The sequence below is a fragment of the Dyella thiooxydans genome (genome assembly GCF_001641285.1).
Classification (GTDB): domain Bacteria; phylum Pseudomonadota; class Gammaproteobacteria; order Xanthomonadales; family Rhodanobacteraceae; genus Dyella_A; species Dyella_A thiooxydans.
In genome coordinates this window covers 3,005,037-3,025,022 of the sequence record NZ_CP014841.1, presented here as the reverse complement: position 1 = coordinate 3,025,022, position 19,986 = coordinate 3,005,037, and the positions used below count along the sequence as shown (strand labels likewise).

Genomic DNA, 19,986 nt, shown 5'->3' with positions numbered 1-19,986 from the left:
GACGCCCCGCACCGGCACCCAACGGGGTCAGGCTCACTCAATCCGGACTTGTAGGTGAACCTGACCCCGTTTTTTTTCTTATCCCCTTCGAGGGCGTGAACCTCACCCTCCGAACACCACAGCTTCCGGAATCTCGTAGCGCTCCTGGCCGACGCGGACGAAGAACAGGTCCGATTCCTTGCTTGCGCTGACGGTGGCGGTGCCGTCGGGTGGGTCCGCTTCGGCGCGGGTGGGTTGGCCGTGCTCGAAGACGATGGTGCGCTTGAAGCCTTGCGGGTGGGTCACGGTCACCGTGGCGTCGCCGCCGGTGCCGCGGGTAACGGTGAAGGGGCACGGCGTCGTTGGCTGGCCCGGGTAGCGGGCGCAGGGCAAGGTGCCGGAGGCGTGCGGGTTGGGGCGTGCGGCGGTTGCGTCGGTCGCCATGTTCGCGGCGCCGTCGATGGCGAGCTGCAGGGTGAAGGCGACCTTCTCGCCGCGCCGCGCCGAGGCGCGCATCTGGAACACCTGCACGGTATAGGTGCCGTTGGCCGGCAGGATGCCGGTCCAGTCGCCGCCGACGTAGCCGCGGCCGAGGGCGGTGGACTGGCCGGGCTGGTCGCCGGGCGCGAAGACGTTGAAGTTGGCGTTCGAGCTGCCGCTGATCTTCACCGTCATGCTCTGCCCGGTGCGCGCGGCAAGCGTGTAGTGCACGGCGTCGTAACCGGCGAAGCTGCCTTTCACCGTGGCGCTGTGGCTGCCCTTGGTGAAGTGCACGGGAATGGTGGTGACCTTGTCCACGGCATGGACGGATAACGCAGGCACGGCAACCAGCACGAACAGCAGGAAGGCACGCGGCATCGACAACATGGTCAGGCTCCCCGTGGCGTGGGCGGCACGGCCGCCCGGGCTGGCGGCGCGGTGCGGCCGCAACGCGCGCAACGTACGTCCGGGGCGGTTAAGCGGTCGAGAAGGGGTGCCGGGCTCGCTCACAACCGCGGCGACTCACCTTCTTCAAGCAGCTCCAACTCGCCGTCCGCGCCGGGGTTGCCCGGGTCGAGGGCGAGGGCCTGTTTGAAGCTCTGAACGGCGCGCGCCCTTGAACCATCCACCAGGGAACGACAGCCGAAGGTCGGCCAAACCGCGGCCACGACCGATCAAGCTCGGGCACGGCTCGGATTACCTTCGCGGGCCCGCTGCCTCATCGCCCGAAAAGTGCACTCTGACCCCTGTTTCTGGGTCGCTCATCCCTGGTGTTCAAGAGTCTCTAGAGCAGCCTCGATGGGTTTGGGGTCGCCACCACCCGGTCCCACATAGGCTGACAAGGCCTCAGCGAGACTTACCAGCCGGCCCGCGCGGGAGTCCGCCCTCGGGCCCCACGTCGATCCGCACCCCGCACCGGTCACCAGGAAGTAGAAGGTCGCTCCATCCACCCCTAATGATCGAGGAGCTGCCGCCTGGGATACGTCCGCACGGACCTGGGCCACCAGTCGCTGCGCCAGGCGGGGCGAAAGCGCTGCATAACCCAGCCTCGTAGCCTCAAAATGACCGTCCTGACCGGTACCCGCCTGAACCCATGCGAGCTCCAGACGTTCGATCCGGCCGCCCGAGATGCGCACCGCCGTTGGACTCGAGAAGGCCGGGAAGCGGAGCACGGTGACCGCGACCTGGCCGGGTGGCGTCGCGGGCGCGATCGTCAGCCCTTGAAGTGTTTCCGGCGCGCAGGGGCTGAGGGCCGATGCCATCCGAGCGGCTTCAGCTCGAACAGCTTCTTCGTAGGCTTCACGTTCCCGAGTCGAATGGGTCACGATAGGCGCTGCGACCAACAGGCCGCAGAGCAAGGCTATCAGGGCAGAGAGAAGGGCAACTCGTCGCGCATCCATGACCTTTTCCTGGGTTGCTGCGCCGAAGTTCCGCTTGCCACAGTGGACCTGGCAAGGTTCGCTTCGGTGGCTCGAAAGTGCACTTTGACCCCTGTTTCCCCCTACCTAGAAGGCATGGTTCATGTTGAAGTCATTGAAACTCAAGGGAGTCGGGCCGGCCGAGTTGTTTGGGCCGGTGGAGTTTGCCCCACGGCTGAACTTCATCACCGGGGACAACGGGCTTGGTAAGAGTTTCTTGCTCGACATCGCTTGGTGGGCGCTGACCCGGACGTGGGCGCGTAACTCGCCAGCGGTTCCGCGACGCGGAGTAGAGCTTGCAAGTATCGACTACGCCTATTCAAAGGCGACTCCGGGCGACTTTAAAGAGACGAGTACGTTCAAGCGAGAATATCAGCTGTGGCCTACGAAACAGGGGCGCCCCCCTATCCCAGGTGTGGTTATCTATGCAGGAGTGGACGGGAGTTTTTCGGTTTGGGATCCCTCGCGCAACTATTGGAGTTCCAAAGAGGATGCTTTGAACCGAGAGCGGCTCCGCTCGTTCGATTTCACGCCTGAGCAGGTGTGGAAGGGGCTGGTTGGAAATGACGGGACACGCCACTGCAATGGCCTGATTCAGGATTGGGTGCTCTGGCAGAAGGGACGGGACCCAGCTTTTGCTGATTTGATAAAGGTGCTCAAAGCCCTCTCACCATCTGACGAAGAGGTACTAGCACCTGGAGAACCAGTTCGAATCGGCTTGGATGTAACCGACTACCCCTCCCTAAAGATGCCTTACGGTCAGAGCGTAGCGCTTATCCATGCCTCGGCAGGCATGCGCCGTATCGCGGCCCTCGCGTATCTCCTTGTTTGGACATGGCGCGAGCACCGACTAGCAAGCGAGCAGATCGGGAAGCCCCCCGCACGCGAAATTGTTTTCCTGATCGATGAGATCGAATGCCACCTGCATCCCCAGTGGCAGCGGCGGATCGTGCCGGCTCTGCTAAGCGTCATGCAAGCATTGACTGACCAACAGGTGCCCGTACAAGTAATTCTGGCGACCCACTCTCCACTTATTTTGGCTTCGGCGGAACCCACCTTCGACGAGTCGCAAGATGCAGTATTCGGCATCGCATTGCGCGATGGTCAGGCATGCATCACGCAAGAAGTTTGGGCTAAGCAAGGAGACGTAGTTAATTGGCTTGTCTCAGATGCCTTTGGCTTACGACAGGCGCGCTCGGTCGAAGCCGAGCAAGCGATCGAAGCTGCTGAAGCGTTCATGCGTGACGACGTCGGCAAGCTCCCAGAAGTCTTAAATTCGAAGGAGAAAATTCATCAGGCTCTTGAGCGCACGCTCCCTGGTGGCGATCACTTTTGGCCGCGCTGGATCGTGTGGTCCGATGCGCGAGAAGCGACGACAGCAGGCGAGGGTCCGGCATGATCCCTGTTGCCAATCCAATTCCCGAACCCGACGATTTTGATGCGAAATGCAGAACTCCAGGAAATGCTTGGCTAGCGACGCACCCCACGGGGCGACCAGCTGACAAATGGTCCCCCTTTCGTCTGGATTTGGCCGCAGGTTTTGGAGAACGTTGTGGCTACGGTGCCATGTGGATTTCAAGCGGGACAGTAGATCATTTTGTTAGCTGCGATGAAGATCGCAGCAAGGCCTATGAGTGGTCGAATTACCGTTACGTAGAGGGTTGGTTTAACAGCAGCAAAAACAAGCACGCATCATCAAGTTTGCTGGATCCTTTCGAAGTGCAGGCGGATTGGTTCGAGGTTGTCTTGCCGTCCCTGCAGTTGCGCTTGACGGATGCAGTGCCTCCGGCGCTACAGGGGCGCGCCGAATACACAATAAGCAAACTGCCATTGCGCGATGACGAGCGCGTGATCAAACAGCGGCGCGCGTGGCTTGAGATGTACGAAGCGGGGACTCCGCTGGCAGTCATCGAGAAGAAGGCACCACTCATCGCGCAGGCGATTCGTCGGCAGGGATGGCTGCCGCGCCCATAAGAGACGAGCAGGGACCCTAGTCCAGCCGGACGAGGTCAGGGTCACTTCCCGGATCGTGCTCGCGACGTGTGTTTGGATTGCGTTTCAGCTGGCCAGCCACGACTAGCAGAGCCCTTAACACTCACCGCCTCGCTCCACCGCAACTGCTTCCCCCCATCCCCCTCCACCAACCACTGCACCTTGCCACTCACCCACGCGGCTACCGCCACGCCATCCTCGAACAGGATGCGCGTGCCGATCACGGCGGGGATGCGCTCGCCGGCGAGCACGTTGCCGGTGAGGTTGAGCGGGTCGCAGCCGCTGATGACGACGAGTTCGCCGGCCGCTTCGCGGCGGGCGATGGATCGCAGGGCGGGGATGGCGTCGGGCAGGGCGAACTGTTCGCCGACCAGGCCGTCGACGAAGCGACCACCGCGGATTTCGCCGCGCGCTTCCAGCCGCTGGTAGACGTGGCGCAGTTCGCGCCAGCTCGGCAGCCAGGCGGCTTCGCGTTCCAGCAGTTTCCAGAACACCACGCCGTAGCGTTGCAGCAGGGTGCGGGCGACGTGCTCGACCTGTTCGCGGCGGTGCGCTTCGTCGCTGGCCTCGCGCGGTGCGCGGGCGCGCACCAGCGCCCAGCGGCCGGCGTCTTCGAGGGTGCTCATGTTTTGGTGGCGCACGCGTCGATGGCGCGGGTTGTCGCGCTTGGCCGCGGGCAGCAGCAGGGCGCGCAGGCCGGCGAAGCTGTCGGCGGTGACGCGGCCGGCGGCGACCAGCTCGCCCAGCGCGTCTTCCAGCTCGGTGCGCAGCAGGCGGGTGCCGGCCATCAGTTCGTCGAAGAACAGCGCGCCCTCGTCGCGCAGCGCATCGGCCACCGCCTGCGCGCGGGAGGACAGCGCGGGTGCGTCGGCGTCGTCGCGCTCCGCGACCGCGGCCCACACGCCCATCTGCCGTCGCGGCAGCAGCACGATGGGCGTGGCGCGCACCGGTCCGCCTCCGCTGCCGCCGGGGCGCAGCCGGCTCCAGCCGATGCGACCGGCGCGGCATTGCTCGTCCAGCCAGCGGCTGCCGTAGTCGTCGAGGCGGGCGGGCAGCAGCTCGGCTTCCCAGGCGCCGGCGGCGGCTTCGTAGCCTTCCAGTTGCGCCAGCACGGCGGGCAGCGCGTCCGGGCCGCTCATGCGCGTGGCCGGGGTGACGTGCTGCCAGTCGAACAGGAAGCGCAGGAAGTCGCGCCGGCTCACCGGGGCGATCTCGCGGCGCAGCCGGCCCAGCGTGTAGCGGTGGATGCGCGCCAGCAGGTGGCGCTCGCACCATTCGATGGCGGGCGCGTCGGGGCTGAAGTGCCCCTGCATCACGTAGCCCTCGGACTGCAGGCGGATCAGCGCCAGCTCGACGTCGCCGGTGTCCACGCCCAGCGCGGCGGCCAGCGGCGGCACCGGGGTCGGACCCAGGCCGCCGAGTCGACCGCGCAGCAGCTCGCGCAGGGCGTCTTCGGGTGTCCAGGTTTGCGCCGTGTATTCGGTGGGGGCGTCGATGGCCGGTTGCCGCGTGGCGTGCGGATGCACGGCCTGCCACAGCGGCAGGCGTTCGGCGGCGACCCAGATAGCGGCGTCCGGCATGAGGTTCAGGCGCGTGGCGCGATGCGCCTTGGCCAGCGCGCGCAGGTGCGCGTCCCAGCCGGCGTTGGCCGCGACTTCGGCATCGGTGATGCCGCCGAGCACGGTCAGCGCGTCGTGCATCTCGTCGGCGTCGCGCACCTGCGGCCAGGCTTCCTCGCGCACCGCGGCGATGGCGTCGGGATCGAGCCGGCCGAGGTCGTCGGCGTCTTCCACGTCGCCCCAGCGGCGCGCCTGCACGGCCTGGGTGCGGCGTTCCTCCAGCGGCGCGTCGTCGAGGAAGGCGTAGGGCGCGGCGGTGAGCACTTCGCTGGCCAGCGGGCTGGGCGCGGCCAGGTCGCGCGCGATCACTTTGATGCGGCCCTCTTCCATGCCGCGCAGCAGGGCGAGCAGGCCGTCGGTGTCCATCGCCTCGCGCAGGCAGTCGTGCAGGGTCTGGGTGACCAGCGGGTGGTCGGGCACTTCGCGCTCGCCGACGATGTTCTCCAGGCAGGCGACCTGGTCGGGGAACACGGTGGCGAGCAGGTCCTCGCTCTTCATGCGCTGCAGTTGCGGCGGCACCTTCTTGCCGCCGGCGAAGCGCGGCAGCGCCAGCGCGGTGACCGCGGCCCAGCGCCAGCGCGTGGGGAACAGCGGCGCATCCAGCAGTGCCTGGGTCAGCACGTGCTCGGCGCTGGACGAGTGCAGGTAATGCGCCACCTCGATCAGCGGAAAGCTGTGGCTGGTGGACAGCGACAGCACGATCGCGTCCTCGGTGGCCGCCGCCTGCAGCTCGAAGTTGAACTGGCGGCAGAAGCGCTTGCGCAGCGCCAGCCCCCAGGCGCGGTTGAGCCGGCTGCCGTAGGGCGTGTGGATCACCAGCTGGGTGCCGCCGGATTCGTCGAAGAAGCGCTCGAAGACGATGGTGGACTGCGTGGGCAGTTCGCCCAGCGCGGCCTTGGCGCGGGCGAGATAGTCGGCCAGCTGCTGGGCGGCGGATTCGTTCAGGCCCAGGGTGTCGCGCAGCCACGTAGGAGCGCACCCTGTGCGCGAACGCTCTGATGCGTGTTCGGCCGAAAAGCTGTCGCGCACAGGGTGCGCTCCTACGGGGGCTTCGCCCAGTCGCGCGTTGATTTCTTCGCGCAGGCGCGACACGCCGAAGGACAGTTCGTCGCTGCGCCCGGGCGCCTCGCCCAGCCAGAACGGGATGTTCGGCGGCACGCCCTTGGCGTCTTCCACCCGCAGCTTGCCCGGCTCCACGCGCTGGATGCGGTAGCTGGTGTTGCCGAGCTGGAATACGTCGCCGGCGAGGCTTTCGATGGCGAAGTCCTCGTTGACGGTGCCGACGATGGTCGCCTGCGGTTCCAGCACCACCAGGTAGTCGGCGGTGTCGGGGATGGTGCCGCCGGAGGTGACGGCGGTGAGCCGCGCGCCGCGCCGGCCGCGCAGCTGCTTGTGCACGGCATCGCGGTGCAGGTAGGCGGCGCGCGCGCCGCGGCGGGTGGTGAAGCCGTCGGCGAGCATGCGCACGATGGCGTCGAAATCCTTGCGCGCCAGCGCGCGGTACGGATGCGCGCGGCGCACCAGCGCGTACAGCGCGTCCTCGTCCCACTCGGTGCAGGCGACCTCGGCGACGATCTGCTGCGCCAGCACGTCCAGCGGCTGCGGCGGCTGCACCAGGGTGTCCAGTTCGCCGCGGCGCACGCAGTCGAGCAGGGCCGCGCATTCCACCAGGTCGTCGCGCGAGGTGGCGAACAGCCGTGCCTTCGGCGTGCCGCCGACCGCATGGCCGCTGCGCCCGGCGCGCTGCAGGAAGGCGGCGATCGAGCGCGGCGAGCCGAGCTGGCAGACCAGGTCGACGTCGCCGATGTCGATGCCCAGTTCCAGCGAGGCGGTGGCGACCAGCGTGCGCAGCTCGCCGCGCTTGAGCCGCTGCTCGGCGTCCAGCCGCTGCTCGCGCGACAGGCTGCCGTGATGCGCGGCCACCAGCTCCTTGCCCAACCGCTCGGACAGGTGCCGCGCGGCGCGCTCGGCCATCCGCCGCGTGTTGACGAAGATCAGCGTGGTGCGGTGCGCCTCGGCCAGCGCGGCGAGGCGGTCGTAGACCAGCGCCCAGGTGTCGTTGGACATCACCGCTTCCAGCGGCACCGGCGGCACCTCGATGGCGAGGTCGCGCGGGCGGCTGTGGCCGATGTCGATGATGGTGCAGGCGGGTGTAGCTGCAGCGTTCGGCGCGGTGTCGTCGGCCAGTGGTGCCAGCGCGGCGCGTTCGCCCTCGCCGACCAGGAAACGTGCCACCGACTCGATCGGCCTCTGCGTGGCGGACAGGCCGATGCGCAGCAGCGGCCGCTGGCACAGCGCTTCCAGCCGTTCCAGGCTCAGCGCCAGGTGCGCGCCGCGCTTGCTGGCCGCCACGGCGTGGATCTCGTCGACGATCACCTCGCGCACGTGCTTCAGCGCCTCGCGGCCGGAGGCCGAGCCGAGCAGGATGTAGAGCGACTCCGGCGTGGTGACCAGGATGTGCGGCGGGTGCTTGCGCATCAGGTTGCGCGCGGCCTGCGGCGTGTCGCCGGTGCGCACCGCGGTGCGGATCGCCACCTCCGGCAGGCCGGCGGCTTCCAGCTCGGCGCGGATGCCTTCCAGCGGCGCCTCCAGGTTGACCTGGATGTCGTTCGACAGCGCCTTCAGCGGCGACACGTAGACCACCCGCGTCTCGTCCGGCAGCGCACCGCCGTGCGCCACGCCCTCGCGCACCAGCGCATCGATGGCGGCGAGGAAGGCGGTCAGCGTCTTGCCCGAACCGGTCGGCGCGGCGACCAGGGTGTGCTCGCCACGGCGGATCGCCGGCCACGCCGCCGCCTGCGCCGCGGTGGGCGCGGCGAAGCGGCCACGGAACCAGGCCGCGACGGCGGGGTGGAAGTCGGCGAGCAGGGTGTCCATGTCCGGCCTCGACGGGGCGGCGGAAGCGGTGGGCGTCACCCGCTGGATATAGGGCTTGCCGCGAAGCGTGGCAAGCGGCCGTCGCAGGAGACGCGATGCACGGCTTGCGCCCGCGCGCCTTGTGCTTGCGACACGCTTTGCACATGCTCGGCGGGTCGCCCCGCCCCCGTCCCGCTTCCCTGCCCAAGGAGGAATTCCATGGCCTTCCGTCCGCGCCTGCTGCGCACCCTGCTCACCGCCGGCATCGCCGCCTCCCTGGCTGGACTGGCCGGCACCGTTGCGGCCGCCGACGCCCCGGTCGCCCGGCCGTGGATGAACGCTTCGCTGTCGCCCGACCAGCGCGCCGACCTGCTGGTGAAGGCGATGACCCAGGATGAGAAGTTCCGCCTGCTGCGCAGCGAATACGGTGCGGATTTCGAGGGCCAGCACAACAAGCCGGCCGGCTCGCTGGGCACCGCCGGGTTCATCCCGGCAATGCCTCGGCTGGGCCTGCCGGCGATCCACGAGACCGACGCCGGCCAGGGCGTGGCGCGCCCGCTGCTGTTCGGCGACGGCGACACCGCGCTGCCTGCGGGGTTGGCCGTGGCGGCCAGCTTCGATCCGAAGGTGGCCTACGCCGGCGGCGCGATGATCGGGCGCGAGGCGCACCGCATGGGCTTCGGCGTGCTGCTGGCCGGCGGCGTGAACCTGGCGCGCGACCCGCGCAACGGTCGCAACTTCGAATACGCCGGGGAGGATCCGCTGCTGGCCGGCACCATCGTCGGCGCGGCGATCCGCGGCATCCAGGCCGAGCACGAGGTGTCCACGGTCAAGCACTACGCGATGAACGACCTGGAGACCGACCGCACCACGCTCAGCGCCAACATCGACGAGACCGCCGCGCGCGAGTCGGACCTGCTCGCCTTCGAGATCGCCATCGCCGACGGTCACCCCGGCTCGGTGATGTGCTCGTACAACCGCATCAACAGCGTCTACGCCTGCGAGAACGACTGGCTGCTCAACCAGGTGCTCAAGCGCGACTGGAAGTACCCGGGCTTCGTGATGTCCGACTGGGGCGCGGTGCACAGCGCGGCGAAGTCGGCGCTGGCCGGGCTGGACCAGGAGTCCGCCGGCGAGCGCTTCGACAAGCAGGTGTACTTCGACCAGCCGCTGCGCCAGGCGGTGGCCAGGGGCGAGGTGCCGCAGTCGCGCATCGACGACATGGTCCACCGCATCCTCCGTAGCTTCTTCGCGGTGGGCGCGTTCGAGCACCCGGCGAAGGTGGCACCGATCGACTACGCCGCCGACGCGACGGTGTCGCAGCGGGCCGCCGAGGAAGGCATCGTGCTGCTGCGCAACCAGGACCACGCCCTGCCGTTGGCCGGCGCGGTCGGCCAGGTCGCCGTGATCGGCAGCCACGCCGACGTGGGCGTGACCACCGGCGGCGGCTCGTCAGGGGTGAAGCCGCGCGGCGGCAGTCCGGTCACCGGCGTGGCGCCCACCGCCTGGCCGGGTCCGAAGGTGTACCAGCGCTCCTCGCCGATGCAGGCGATCGCCAAGCGCAACGGCGGCAAGGTGGCCTACGCCAGCGGCGAGGACATCGCCGCGGCGGCGAAGCTGGCGGCGCAGTCGAAGGTCGCCATCGTGTTCGCCGAGCAGTGGACCGCCGAGTCGTTCGACGTGCCGACGATGGACCTGCCCGGCAACCAGGACGCCCTGATCGCCGCGGTGGCCAAGGCCAACCCGCACACCCTCGTGGTGCTTCAGACCAACGGTGCGGTGAAGATGCCGTGGCTCGACCAGGTGCAGGGCGTGCTGGAGGCCTGGTACCCCGGTGCCAACGGCGGCGAGGCGATCGCCCGCGTGCTGTTCGGCGAGGTCGATGCGTCCGGCCGCCTGCCGGTGACGTGGCCGAAGGACGAGTCGCAGCTGCCGCGCCCGAGCATTCCGGGCGCCGGGCTGGCGTCGATCGGCATCCCGCCGCAGGGCCAGCCGCAGCAGGACATCGACTACGACATCGAGGGCGCCGACGTCGGCTACCGCTGGTTCGAGAAGAAGGGCCTGCAGCCGCTGTTCCCGTTCGGCTACGGTCTGGCTTACACCTCGTTCGCGTATGGCACGCCGAAGCTCGAGAACCACGACGGCGCGATCAGCGTCAGCGTGCGCGTCACCAACACCGGCAAGCGCGCCGGCGTGGCCGTGCCGCAGCTCTACGTGGCGCCGCCGCAGGGCGACACCACCCGGCGGCTGGCCGGCTGGCAGCGGGTGAGTCTGAAGCCCGGCGAGAGCCGCGAGGTGCGCGTCGCGGCCAGCCCGGTGCGGCTGGCGCACTACGACGCGGCGAAGCGTGGCTGGGCGCGCGATGCCGGCCGCTACCGCTTCGCACTGGGCACGGACGCCGCGACGATGCTGAAGGCCGACCTGTCGGTGGGCCTGCCGGCGGCCACCTGCACGCTCGAGGCCTGCACGCCCGCAGCGCACTGACGCCACCGCCCGTCGCCCGTAGGAGCCCGCTCGCGGGCGATGCCTTTTCTTTCGATGTAGATCAGGAACAAGAGCATCGCCCGCGAGCGGGCCCCTACCGGGGCGAGGGCACCACCGTTTGCGAGCGCCATGGTCACGGCGGATCAGTGCCTGCCGCTTCCGCCCGGGCCCGGACGCCGCGGTGAGACGGAGGGCCGACCTCTCGGTGGCCACCTGCACGCTCGAGGCTTGCACGCCCGCTGTGCACTGGCGCCATCCCCGTAGGAGCCCGCTCGCAGGCGATGCTCTTTCTTTCGATGGGGATCAGGAGCAAGGGCATCGCCCGCGAGCGGGCTCCTACCGGGTGCGTGGCGACGCTGGGGTCTTCCGGGCGGTCAGCGCCGGCCGCGGATCGCCCGGACCAGCCAGCCCATCGCCAGCAACCCCAGCACCAGCCCGAGGCCGGCGCCCCACAGGGCACCGGTCGAACCGTCGATCAGCCAGCCGAGGCCGAAGCCGGCCAGAAACAACAGGGGCAGGGGCAGACAACCCATCACGCGACTCCGCGGCAAGCGAGTTCTCCAGTGTGCCGCATGTCGTCGAAGACGACCGGCGCGAGGTTGGCGCAACGCGGTCACCCGTAGCATCATCCGATCTTTGTGCATGTCGCTGGGGGAGCCATCCATGGACGTGGCCACGTGCCCGCAACCGCCCCACGCCCGCGCGCCGGAAGGCAAGCGCGACGAGCAGCGGCTGCCCGACGGCCAGGTGCTGGTGCGTCGCCACTGGGCCTTGCCCGGGGCGCATCGCGCGGTGCTGCTGGTGCATGGGCTGGGCGAACACAGCGGTCGCTACCGCCACGTCGCCGCCTGGTTCAACGCGCGCGGCTACGACGTGATGGCGTACGACCAGCGCGGCCACGGTCATTCGCCGGGGCCGCGCGGGGTGCTGTCCCATCCGGACGACCTGCTCGCCGACCTGGCCGCGGTGTATGCCGGCTACGCGGGTACCGCGCCCGCCCTGCCGCTGCTGCTCGGTCACAGCATGGGTGGCCTGGTCGCGGCCCGCGCCGTGCTCGACGGGCGGGTGACGCCGGCGGCGCTGGTGTTGTCCTCGCCGGCGTTCCGCAGCCACGAGGCGCCGTGGCTGCAATCGCTGGCGGCGGTGCTCTCGCGCACCCTGCCCAATCTGCCGCTGCGCACCGGACTGGCGCTGGACCACCTGTCGCACGACGCGGCGGTGATCGCCGCCTACCGCGACGACCCGTTGTGCAGCGGTCGCATCACCCCGCGCATGGCGGACTTCATCTTCCGCGCCGGCCCGTCCTGCATCGCCGATGCCGCGCGCCTGCCGGTGCCGACCCTGCTGCTCGCCGCCGGGGCCGACCGGCTGGTCGATCCGGCCGGCAGCCGCGAGTTCGCGTCGGCCGCCTGGTCGTCGCCACACCTCACCACGCGGCACTTCGACACGCTCTACCATGAGCTGTTCAACGAGTCCGAGCCGGGCCGCAGCCAGGTGATGAAGCAGCTCGGCGACTGGCTGGCGCGCCTGCCCGGCTGAACGGGCGGGGTGACAGCCCGCGCCCGCGGGCATAGGCTGGGTCCCATGCGCACCCGTGATCTCGGGTTTCTGCTGGCCTTCTCCACCGCGGCACTACCGGCGGGCGGATTGCTGTTGGCGCGCCAGGGCCTGCCGCTGGATCTTGCCGCGTGGTTTCCGATCGCCTTCATCTTCGGCGTGGTGCCGTGGATCGACGCGGCCTGCGGCCTGGACACGGATAACCCGGTGGATGTCGACGAAGGGCATCGGCTGGAGCACAGCCGCTATTTCCGCGCGCTCACCGCGCTGGTGCTGCCGGTGTGGCTGGGCCTGCTTGGCTGGTGCATCTGGCAGTTCGCGCAGCAGCCGTTCGGACCGGTCGGTCAGGTCGGCTGGCTGGTCTCCACCGGCGTGATCGGCGGCGTGCTGGCGATCAACCCGGCGCACGAGCTGATCCACAAGTCCTCGCGCTGGGAGCCGCTGTTCGGCGGGGTGCTGCTGACCAGCGTGGGCTATCCGGGCTTCAAGGTGGAGCACGTGCGCGGGCACCATCTGCACGTGGCCACGCCGGAGGATTCTTCCAGCGCCCGGCTCGACGAATCGGTGTATGCCTTCGTGCCCCGCGCGTTGTGGCGCAACGCGCGCAACGCCTGGCGGCTGGAGGCGCAGCGGCTGCGCGCACGCGGTCACTCGCCGTGGGGCGCGCGCAACGAGATGGTGCGCTGGTATGCGCTGTGGCTGCTGTTCATGGCGGGATTCCTCGCCGCCGGCGGCGTGCGCGCGCTGGCCTTCTTCCTGCTGCAGGGACTGATCGCGGCGGCCACGCTGGAAGTGATCAACTACGTCGAGCACTACGGGCTGGAGCGGCGCGAAGTTGCGCCCGGCCGCTACGAGCGGGTCACCCATCACCATTCCTGGAACGCGCCGCAGCGTTACACCAACTGGCTGCTGTTCAACCTGCAGCGCCATTCCGACCACCACGCCGTGGCGCGTCGCCGCTACCAGGCGCTGCGCCACCACGACGACAGCCCGCGGCTGCCGGCCGGCTACGCCACGATGTTCGTGCTGGCGCTGGCGCCGCCGCTGTGGCGCCGGGTGATGAATCCAAGGGCGCTCGCCTGCCGGCACTGATCCGGCGCACGAGCGTCAACGCACAAGCCGGGCAGGAATCTTCCATACCCTGCCCGGATCGACCGCCACGATGGCAGGTCAGGGGGACAGTCCACCGGAGCGTGGCGCGGTGGCTTGTCGCAGGGGCCTGATCCAGATCAGCGATCCGGCCGAAACCTGCCATGACACTTTCGCCACTTTTCCGAGGGCACCCCATGCCTAACACCGAGTACTACAACGACCGGGTGGTCCGGCAGTTCCTGCTTGCCGCGGCCGTCTGGGGCATCATCGGCATGTCCTTCGGCGTCTACGCCGCGGCCGAGCTGATGTGGCCGGCGCTGAACTTCGACATCCCCTGGATGACCTTCAGCCGGATCCGCCCGGACCACACCTTCGGCGTGATTTTTGCCTTCGGCGGTTCCGCGCTGATGGGCACCTGCTACTACGTGGTGCAGCGCACCGGCCACGCCCGGCTGGCGCTGGGACGGTTGGCCACCTTCACTTTCTGGGGCTGGCAGCTGATCTGCGTGCTGGCGATGGTGACCATGCCGCTGGGGATCACCCAGAGCAAGGAGTACGCCGAGCCGGAGTGGTTCATCGACATCCTGATCGCGGTGGTGTGGGTCAGCTTCGGCACGGTGTTCTTCGCCAGCCTGGCGCGGCGGCGCATCCAGCACATCTACGTGGCGAACTGGTACTACGGCGCCTTCATCATCGCCGTCGGCCTGCTGCACATCGTCAACAACCTGGCGGTGCCGGTGTCGCTGTGGAAGTCCTACCCGATCTACTCCGGCGTGGTCGATGCGATGGTGCAGTGGTGGTACGGCCACAACGCGGTGGCGTTCTTCCTCACCGCCGGCTTCCTCGGGATGATGTACTACTTCGTGCCGCGCCAGGCGCAGCAGCCCTTGTGGAGCTACCGCTTCTCCATCGTGAACTTCTGGGCGCTGATCTCGGTGTACATGTGGGCCGGCTCGCACCACCTGATGTACACCGCGCTGCCGGACTGGGTGCAGTCGGTCGGCATGGCGTTCTCGCTGATCCTGCTGATGCCGAGCTGGGGCTCGGCGGCCAACGGCCTGCTCACCTTCAACGGCTCGTGGGAGAAGCTGCGCACCGACCCGGCGGCGAAGTTCATGGTGATGTCGCTGGTGTTCTACGCGGCGGCCACCTTCGAGGGCTCGATGATGGCGATCAAGACCGTCAACTCGCTCTCGCACTACACCGACTGGACCATCGCCCACGTGCACTCCGGCTCGCTCGGCTGGGTGGCGATGATCACCATCGGCTCGCTCTACGCGATGGCCCCGCGCGCGCTGGGCAAGCCGGCGATGCATTCGCGCCGGGGCATGGAGCTGCACTTCTGGCTGCACATGATGGGCACGCTGATGTACGTCGGCTCGATGTGGACCGCGGGCGTCACCGAGGGCGTGATGTGGCGCGCCACCCAGCCGGACGGCGCGCTCACCTATCCGTTCATCGCCAGCCTGATCGCGATCAAGCCGATGTACCTGATCCGCTGGGGCGGCGGCCTGCTGATCCTGTCCGGCATGTGGGTGATGGCGTGGAACCTGTGGCACACCGCCGACGATGCGCGGGCGCGGCTGATCAAGCCGATCCCGGTGCCGATCCCCGAGCCGGTGCCGCACCAGGTGCCGGCGCCGCTGCCGGCCGCGGGTTGAGGAGGCGACCATGGCCTACAAACATTTCGAAGCGATCGAGAAGCACGCCGGCCTGCTCGGCATCCTCATCGCGATCATGGTGTCGATCGGCGGACTGGCCGAGATCACCCCACTGTTCATGGAAGCGCACGCGGTGAAGGCACCGCCGGGGGTGAAGCCCTACGACCCGCTGCGGCTGGCCGGGCGCGACATCTACGTGCGCGAGGGCTGCTACCTGTGCCACTCGCAGATGATCCGCGCGCTGCGCGCCGAGACCCAGCGCTACGGCCACTACTCCACCGCGGAGGAGTCGGTCTACGACCGCCCGTTCCAATGGGGCTCTAAGCGCACCGGGCCGGACCTGGCGCGGGTCGGCGGCAAGTACTCCGACCAGTGGCAGCGCATGCACCTGATGAACCCACGGGCGCTGGTACCGGCCTCCAACATGCCGGGCTTCCCGTGGCTGGCCAAGGCCACGCTCGATCCGGCCGACATCCAGGCACGCATGCGCGTGCTGCGCGAGCTGGGCGATCCGTACACCGACGCGGACATCGCCGCGGCCCCCGCCGCGGTCGCCGGCAAGACCGAGATGGACGCGCTGATCGCCTACCTGCAGGGTCTGGGCATCAAGAACGAGCCGCAGCCGCCCGCGGCAGCGGCCAGCACGGGAGCTGCGCCATGAGCCACGACGCCTGGGGACACCTCGCCGGCGCGGTGACGGTGGTGCTGATGCTCACCTTCGTGGGCATCTGGGTCTGGGCCTGGCGCAAGCGGCATCGCGAGGTGTTCCGGCACATGGCGGGCCTGCCGATGGAGGACGCGGTCGATCCGACCGCCGATGACGACGCGGGAGAACAGCGATGAGCGCCGGCTGGTCGATGTGGGTGATGTTCCTGGTCGTGCTCAACCTGGGCATCACGTTCTTCCTGTTCCTGTGGGCGCCGCGGGCGAAGATCCCGACCCAGCCCGATGGCACCAGCGGCCACGTATGGGCGCACGGCGTGCTGCGCGAGGGCGTGCGGCGGCTGCCGCTGTGGTGGGTGGTGTTCTCCGCGGCGATGTTCGTGGCCGGCTTCACCTACCTGGTGCTGTATCCCGGCTTCGGCAACCACAAGGGCGCGCTGCACTGGACGGCGCACGGCGAGCTGGCGAAGGACGTGGCCGCCAACGACGGCAAGCTGGACGATCTGCTTGCGCGCTTCCGCGAGTACCCGATCGAACAGCTCGCCGGCGATCCGGCGGCGATCCAGATGGGCCACCGCCTGTTCATGGACAACTGCGCCGCCTGCCACGGCCCGGCCGCGCACGGCAACGTGGCGCTGGGCGCCCCCAACCTCACCGATGACGACTGGCTCTACGGCGGCAGCGGCAAGGACATCCTCACCAGCATCGAGCACGGCCGCGCCGGCGTGATGCCGGCCTGGGGACCGAGCCTGGGCGAGCCCAACGTGAAGCACCTGGCGCAGTACGTGCTGAGCCTCTCCGGCGCGCCGCACGACGCGGCGGCGGCCGCCGCGGCCAAGCCGCTGTTCGCCACCTGCGCGGCGTGCCATGGGCCGGAGGGCAAGGGCAACCAGGCACTGGGCGCGCCCAATCTCACCGACCCCATCTGGCTGCACGGCGGCACCGTCGCCGACATCGAGACCACCATCCGTGGTGGCCGCCAGGGCGCGATGCCGGCCTGGGACAAGCGCCTGAGCGCCGACCAGATGCGCGTGCTGGCGTCCTACGTCTACCACCTTGCCCATCCGGACATCGGCGATGCCGGACGCTGACCCGCGCGGCCGCTGGTATCGCCAGCCGGTGTTGTGGCTGGGCGCGGTGGTGTTCGTTGCTTCGATCGCCGGCTGCGTGTGGATCATCGCGATGGGCGCGCGCCACGCCGACGTGCCGGTGGATGCGCCGCATGCGGTGTTCGGGGTGCCTTCGCATGGCCACGCCCATCCGGCCCCGGCGGGCACCGCGGCGTCGCCGCGATGAACGCGGTCTGGGCCCACCCGCAGCTGGCCGCACAGGTGTTGCGGCCGCGCCGCGACGGCCGCGCCGAGGCCAGCCTGCGGGTGTCGCCGCTGGACGATCCGCGCCGCGTGCTGCATGTCGAGCAGGTGCTGCGCGCACTGCCCGGCGTGCAGCGCGTGGGCGTGGACGCCCCGCGCCAGCGCGTATCGGTGGTGTGGGATCCGGCGTGCCAGCAGCTGCCGGCGCTGCTCGATGCGCTGGGCGGCATCGGCTGCCGCGCCGAACCGCTGCCGCGGTCGCGTGCCGACGGCGACGCGCAGCGCGCTGCGCACGACCTGCTCAAGCGCCTGCTGGTGGCCGGCATGTGCGCGATGCAGGTGATGACCTACGCCTTCGTGATCTACATCGGCGTGGTCGATTTCGTCGACTTCAGCACGCGCGGACTGTTCCGCTGGCTGGGATTCCTCACCACGCTGCCGATCGTCGGCTACGCCGCGTTGCCGTTCTACCGCGGCGCGCTGGCCGAGCTGCGCGCGCGCCGTCCCGGCATCGACCTGCCGGTGGCGCTGGCGGTGCTCTTGGTGTTCGCCGGCAGCGCGTGGAACACCTGGCGCGGCGGCGGCGAGATCTATTTCGACTCGGTGAGCATGTTCGTGTTCCTGCTGCTGGTGGCGCGCTACGTCGAACTGCGCGCGCGCCAGCGCAGCGGCGCGCTGGGCGACGCCACGGTGGACGCCGCGCCGCTGCTGGCCGAGCGTCTCGGCGCCGGCGGCCGACGCGAGTGGGTGGCGGCCACCACGCTGCTGCCGGGCGATCGCGTGCACGTGGCCGAGGGCGCCACGGTGCCGGCCGACGGCGTGCTGGAAAGCGCGCACGCCGAGCTGGACGAGGCGCTGCTGTCGGGCGAATCGCGCCCGGTGCGGCGGGTACGGGGCGAGCCGCTGGTGGCCGGCAGCGTGCTGCTGTCCGGGCCGGTCGAGCTGACCGTGCGCCACAGCGGCGAGGCCACCGCGGCGGCGCGGATCGGCGCGCTGGCCCGGCGCGCCCAGGGCGGCCGCCTGACCGCGGAGGCGACCGCCGACCCGCAGGCCACCCGCTTCGTCCAGCGCGTGCTGGTGCTCACCCTGCTCACCGCGCTGGGCTGGCTGCTGGTCGATCCATCCCGCGCGTTCGAAGCCTCGGTGGCGGTACTGGTGATCGCCTGCCCCTGCGCCTTCGCGCTGACGGTGCCGGCGACCCGCGCCCGCGCCTTCGGCGTGCTGGCCGCGCGCGGCGTGCTGGTTGCCGACGGCGCCGCGTTGGAGCGGCTGGCGCGGGTGGACTTCGCCCTGTTCGACAAGACCGGCACGCTGACCCACCCGGGCTTCGTGCCGGACGACATCGTCGTCTGCCGCGGCACGCGCGACGACTCCCTGCGCCTGGCCGGCGCGCTGGCGCAGGGCAGCAGCCATCCGCTGTCGCGCGCGCTGGCGCGGCTGGCGGCCGAGGTGGCGGCCGCGCCGCTGCCGGTGGTCGAGAACCTGCGCGCGCTGCCCGGCGTGGGCCTGTCCGGCCGCGTCGACGGCTGCTCGCTGCGGCTGGGACGCGCCGACGGGGTGCTTGCCGGCGCCGTGCCGCCGGCGCTGGAGGGGTGCCTGGTGCTGGCCGACGCTGCCGGCCCGCTGGCTGGCTTCCGCCCGCGTGAACAGCTGCGCCAGGACGCGGTGGACACACTGGCCGCACTGCAGGCGCAGGGCGTGCAGGTCGCGCTGGCCAGCGGCGACGCGCCGCCGCGGGTGGCGACGATTGCCGCGGCGCTGGGCATCGGCCAGTACGCCGCGCAACAGACCCCCGCCGACAAGCTCGCCCTGCTGCGGCAGGCGCGAGACCGCGGCCACGTCACCCTGGCGGTGGGCGACGGCAGCAACGACGCGCCGGTACTGGCCGGTGCCGACGTCTCCGCCGCGCTGGCCGGCGGTACCGCGCTGGCGCAGGCGCATGCCGGGCTGCTGCTGGCCGGCGACCGCCTCGACGGCCTGCTCGCCGCGCGCGCGGTGGCCGGCGACATGCAGCGCATCGTGGCGCAGAGCCGGCGCTGGGCGCTGGGCTACAACCTCATCGCCGTGCCGTTCGCCGCGTTCGGCCTGGTGCCGCCGTGGCTGGCCGGCATCGGCATGGCGCTGAGCTCGCTCGGTGTGGTGCTCAACGCGCTGCGTACCGGACGCCGGCTGCCGGCGCCGGGTGGGCGCGCATGAACATCATCCTGGTGCTGATCCCGGTCACCCTGCTGGTGGTGGGGATCGCCGTGGCGCTGTTCTTCTGGGCGGTGAGCCACCAGCAGTTCGACGACCTAGACAACCCCGGCATCCTGCCCCTGCTGGAAGATGACCCAGATCAGGGCGCGGCGGGCGATGCCACGCCATCCTCGTCACCCGACGCTGCGCCGCCGCCGGTTGGCGGCGCCGGTTCCCCCGACGTGCCGCCGCCGGCACCCGAGTAGACGCATGACCGTTGCCCCCGACACCCCTTCCGAAGAGGCCATCGCCACCCTCGTCGACCGCTTCTACGAGCGCGTGCGACGCGATCCCGAACTCGGCGCGGTGTTCAACCCCGCCGTGCACGACTGGCCGGAGCACAAGGCGCTGCTGAGCCGTTTCTGGAGTTCGGTGGAGCGCGGCACGCGCAGCTACCGCGGCAACCCGATGGCCGCGCACCTGCGCCATCCGGTGCGCGCCGGCCATTTCGACCGCTGGCTGGAGCTGTGGCGCGAGACCTGCACCGACGTGCTGGACCCCGCCGGCGCGGCGCGGATGATCGACCACGCCGAACGCATCGCACACAGCCTCAAGCTCGGGCTCGGTCTGCGCCCGCACTCGCGGCGGCTGGGCGTGCCGGTGATGCACCTGCCGGCGCAGGCGCGGGAGTCCTGAG

16 protein-coding genes are annotated in these 19,986 nt (G+C 70.0%); 13 read left to right on the top strand and 3 right to left on the bottom strand.

Annotation, left to right across the window (positions count from 1 at the left end):
* Positions 1 to 102 precede the first annotated feature (102 nt).
* Entirely contained in the window at positions 103 to 846 is a 744-nt protein-coding gene (locus ATSB10_RS19610) for a hypothetical protein (RefSeq protein ID WP_063673328.1), read from the bottom strand.
* 1,134 nt (positions 847 to 1,980) lie between these two features.
* On the opposite strand from ATSB10_RS19610, the gene ATSB10_RS19030 reads away from it, so the two are divergent.
* Both ATSB10_RS19030 and ATSB10_RS13705 read left to right on the top strand, forming a co-directional pair.
* Entirely contained in the window at positions 1,981 to 3,276 is a 1,296-nt protein-coding gene (locus ATSB10_RS19030; protein ID WP_083966224.1) for an AAA family ATPase, read from the top strand.
* Entirely contained in the window at positions 3,273 to 3,851 is a 579-nt protein-coding gene (locus tag ATSB10_RS13705) for a hypothetical protein (protein ID WP_063673327.1), read from the top strand. Before ATSB10_RS19030 ends, ATSB10_RS13705 begins: the two co-directional genes overlap by 4 nt.
* Before the next feature lie 41 nt (positions 3,852 to 3,892).
* Here ATSB10_RS13705 and ATSB10_RS13700 read toward each other — a convergent pair whose 3' ends face one another.
* Positions 3,893 to 8,365: a DEAD/DEAH box helicase gene (locus ATSB10_RS13700; RefSeq protein WP_083966223.1), complete on the bottom strand. Its 4,473-nt coding sequence runs from the start codon at positions 8,363 to 8,365 to the stop codon at positions 3,893 to 3,895.
* A gap of 198 nt (positions 8,366 to 8,563) precedes the next feature.
* Between ATSB10_RS13700 and ATSB10_RS13695 the strand changes: the two genes are divergently transcribed.
* Positions 8,564 to 10,828 (top strand): beta-glucosidase, encoded by a 2,265-nt coding sequence (locus tag ATSB10_RS13695; protein ID WP_063673326.1) that lies wholly within the window; start codon positions 8,564 to 8,566, stop codon positions 10,826 to 10,828.
* 374 nt (positions 10,829 to 11,202) lie between these two features.
* On the opposite strand, the gene ATSB10_RS19580 is transcribed toward ATSB10_RS13695, so the two are convergent.
* Complete coding sequence (locus ATSB10_RS19580) at positions 11,203 to 11,361, bottom strand: hypothetical protein (protein ID WP_169816720.1); 159 nt, start codon at positions 11,359 to 11,361, stop codon at positions 11,203 to 11,205.
* 130 nt (positions 11,362 to 11,491) lie between these two features.
* On the opposite strand from ATSB10_RS19580, the gene ATSB10_RS13690 reads away from it, so the two are divergent.
* From ATSB10_RS13690 to ATSB10_RS13645, 10 genes are all read left to right on the top strand, one after another.
* Positions 11,492 to 12,367: an alpha/beta hydrolase gene (locus ATSB10_RS13690; RefSeq protein WP_017461777.1), complete on the top strand. Its 876-nt coding sequence runs from the start codon at positions 11,492 to 11,494 to the stop codon at positions 12,365 to 12,367.
* A 45-nt stretch (positions 12,368 to 12,412) separates the two neighbouring features.
* The gene (locus ATSB10_RS13685; RefSeq protein WP_063673325.1) at positions 12,413 to 13,477 is read left to right on the top strand and encodes an alkane 1-monooxygenase; all 1,065 of its coding nucleotides are present in this window, start codon (positions 12,413 to 12,415) and stop codon (positions 13,475 to 13,477) included.
* A 194-nt stretch (positions 13,478 to 13,671) separates the two neighbouring features.
* Positions 13,672 to 15,138 (top strand): cytochrome-c oxidase, cbb3-type subunit I, encoded by a 1,467-nt coding sequence (ccoN, locus tag ATSB10_RS13680; protein ID WP_063673324.1) that lies wholly within the window; start codon positions 13,672 to 13,674, stop codon positions 15,136 to 15,138.
* A 10-nt stretch (positions 15,139 to 15,148) separates the two neighbouring features.
* Positions 15,149 to 15,799 carry a cytochrome-c oxidase, cbb3-type subunit II gene (gene ccoO, locus ATSB10_RS13675; RefSeq protein ID WP_063673323.1) on the top strand — a complete coding sequence of 217 codons (651 nt, stop codon included), beginning with the start codon at positions 15,149 to 15,151 and terminating at the stop codon, positions 15,797 to 15,799.
* Entirely contained in the window at positions 15,796 to 15,981 is a 186-nt protein-coding gene (locus ATSB10_RS13670; protein ID WP_063673322.1) for a cbb3-type cytochrome oxidase subunit 3, read from the top strand. The genes ccoO and ATSB10_RS13670 overlap by 4 nt, the downstream gene beginning before the upstream one ends.
* Positions 15,978 to 16,892: a cytochrome-c oxidase, cbb3-type subunit III gene (gene ccoP / locus ATSB10_RS13665; RefSeq protein WP_063673321.1), complete on the top strand. Its 915-nt coding sequence runs from the start codon at positions 15,978 to 15,980 to the stop codon at positions 16,890 to 16,892. Before ATSB10_RS13670 ends, ccoP begins: the two co-directional genes overlap by 4 nt.
* The gene (locus ATSB10_RS13660) at positions 16,879 to 17,097 is read left to right on the top strand and encodes a hypothetical protein (RefSeq protein ID WP_017461783.1); all 219 of its coding nucleotides are present in this window, start codon (positions 16,879 to 16,881) and stop codon (positions 17,095 to 17,097) included. The genes ccoP and ATSB10_RS13660 overlap by 14 nt, the downstream gene beginning before the upstream one ends.
* Positions 17,094 to 19,310, top strand: a complete 2,217-nt coding sequence (locus ATSB10_RS13655) for a heavy metal translocating P-type ATPase (RefSeq protein ID WP_063673320.1) — start codon at positions 17,094 to 17,096, stop codon at positions 19,308 to 19,310. The genes ATSB10_RS13660 and ATSB10_RS13655 overlap by 4 nt, the downstream gene beginning before the upstream one ends.
* Positions 19,307 to 19,555, top strand: coding sequence for a cbb3-type cytochrome oxidase assembly protein CcoS (gene ccoS / locus ATSB10_RS13650; protein ID WP_063673319.1), 249 nt, complete (start codon positions 19,307 to 19,309; stop codon positions 19,553 to 19,555). Before ATSB10_RS13655 ends, ccoS begins: the two co-directional genes overlap by 4 nt.
* 4 nt (positions 19,556 to 19,559) lie before the next feature.
* Positions 19,560 to 19,985, top strand: coding sequence for a group III truncated hemoglobin (locus ATSB10_RS13645; protein WP_063673318.1), 426 nt, complete (start codon positions 19,560 to 19,562; stop codon positions 19,983 to 19,985).
* Position 19,986 lies beyond the last annotated feature (1 nt).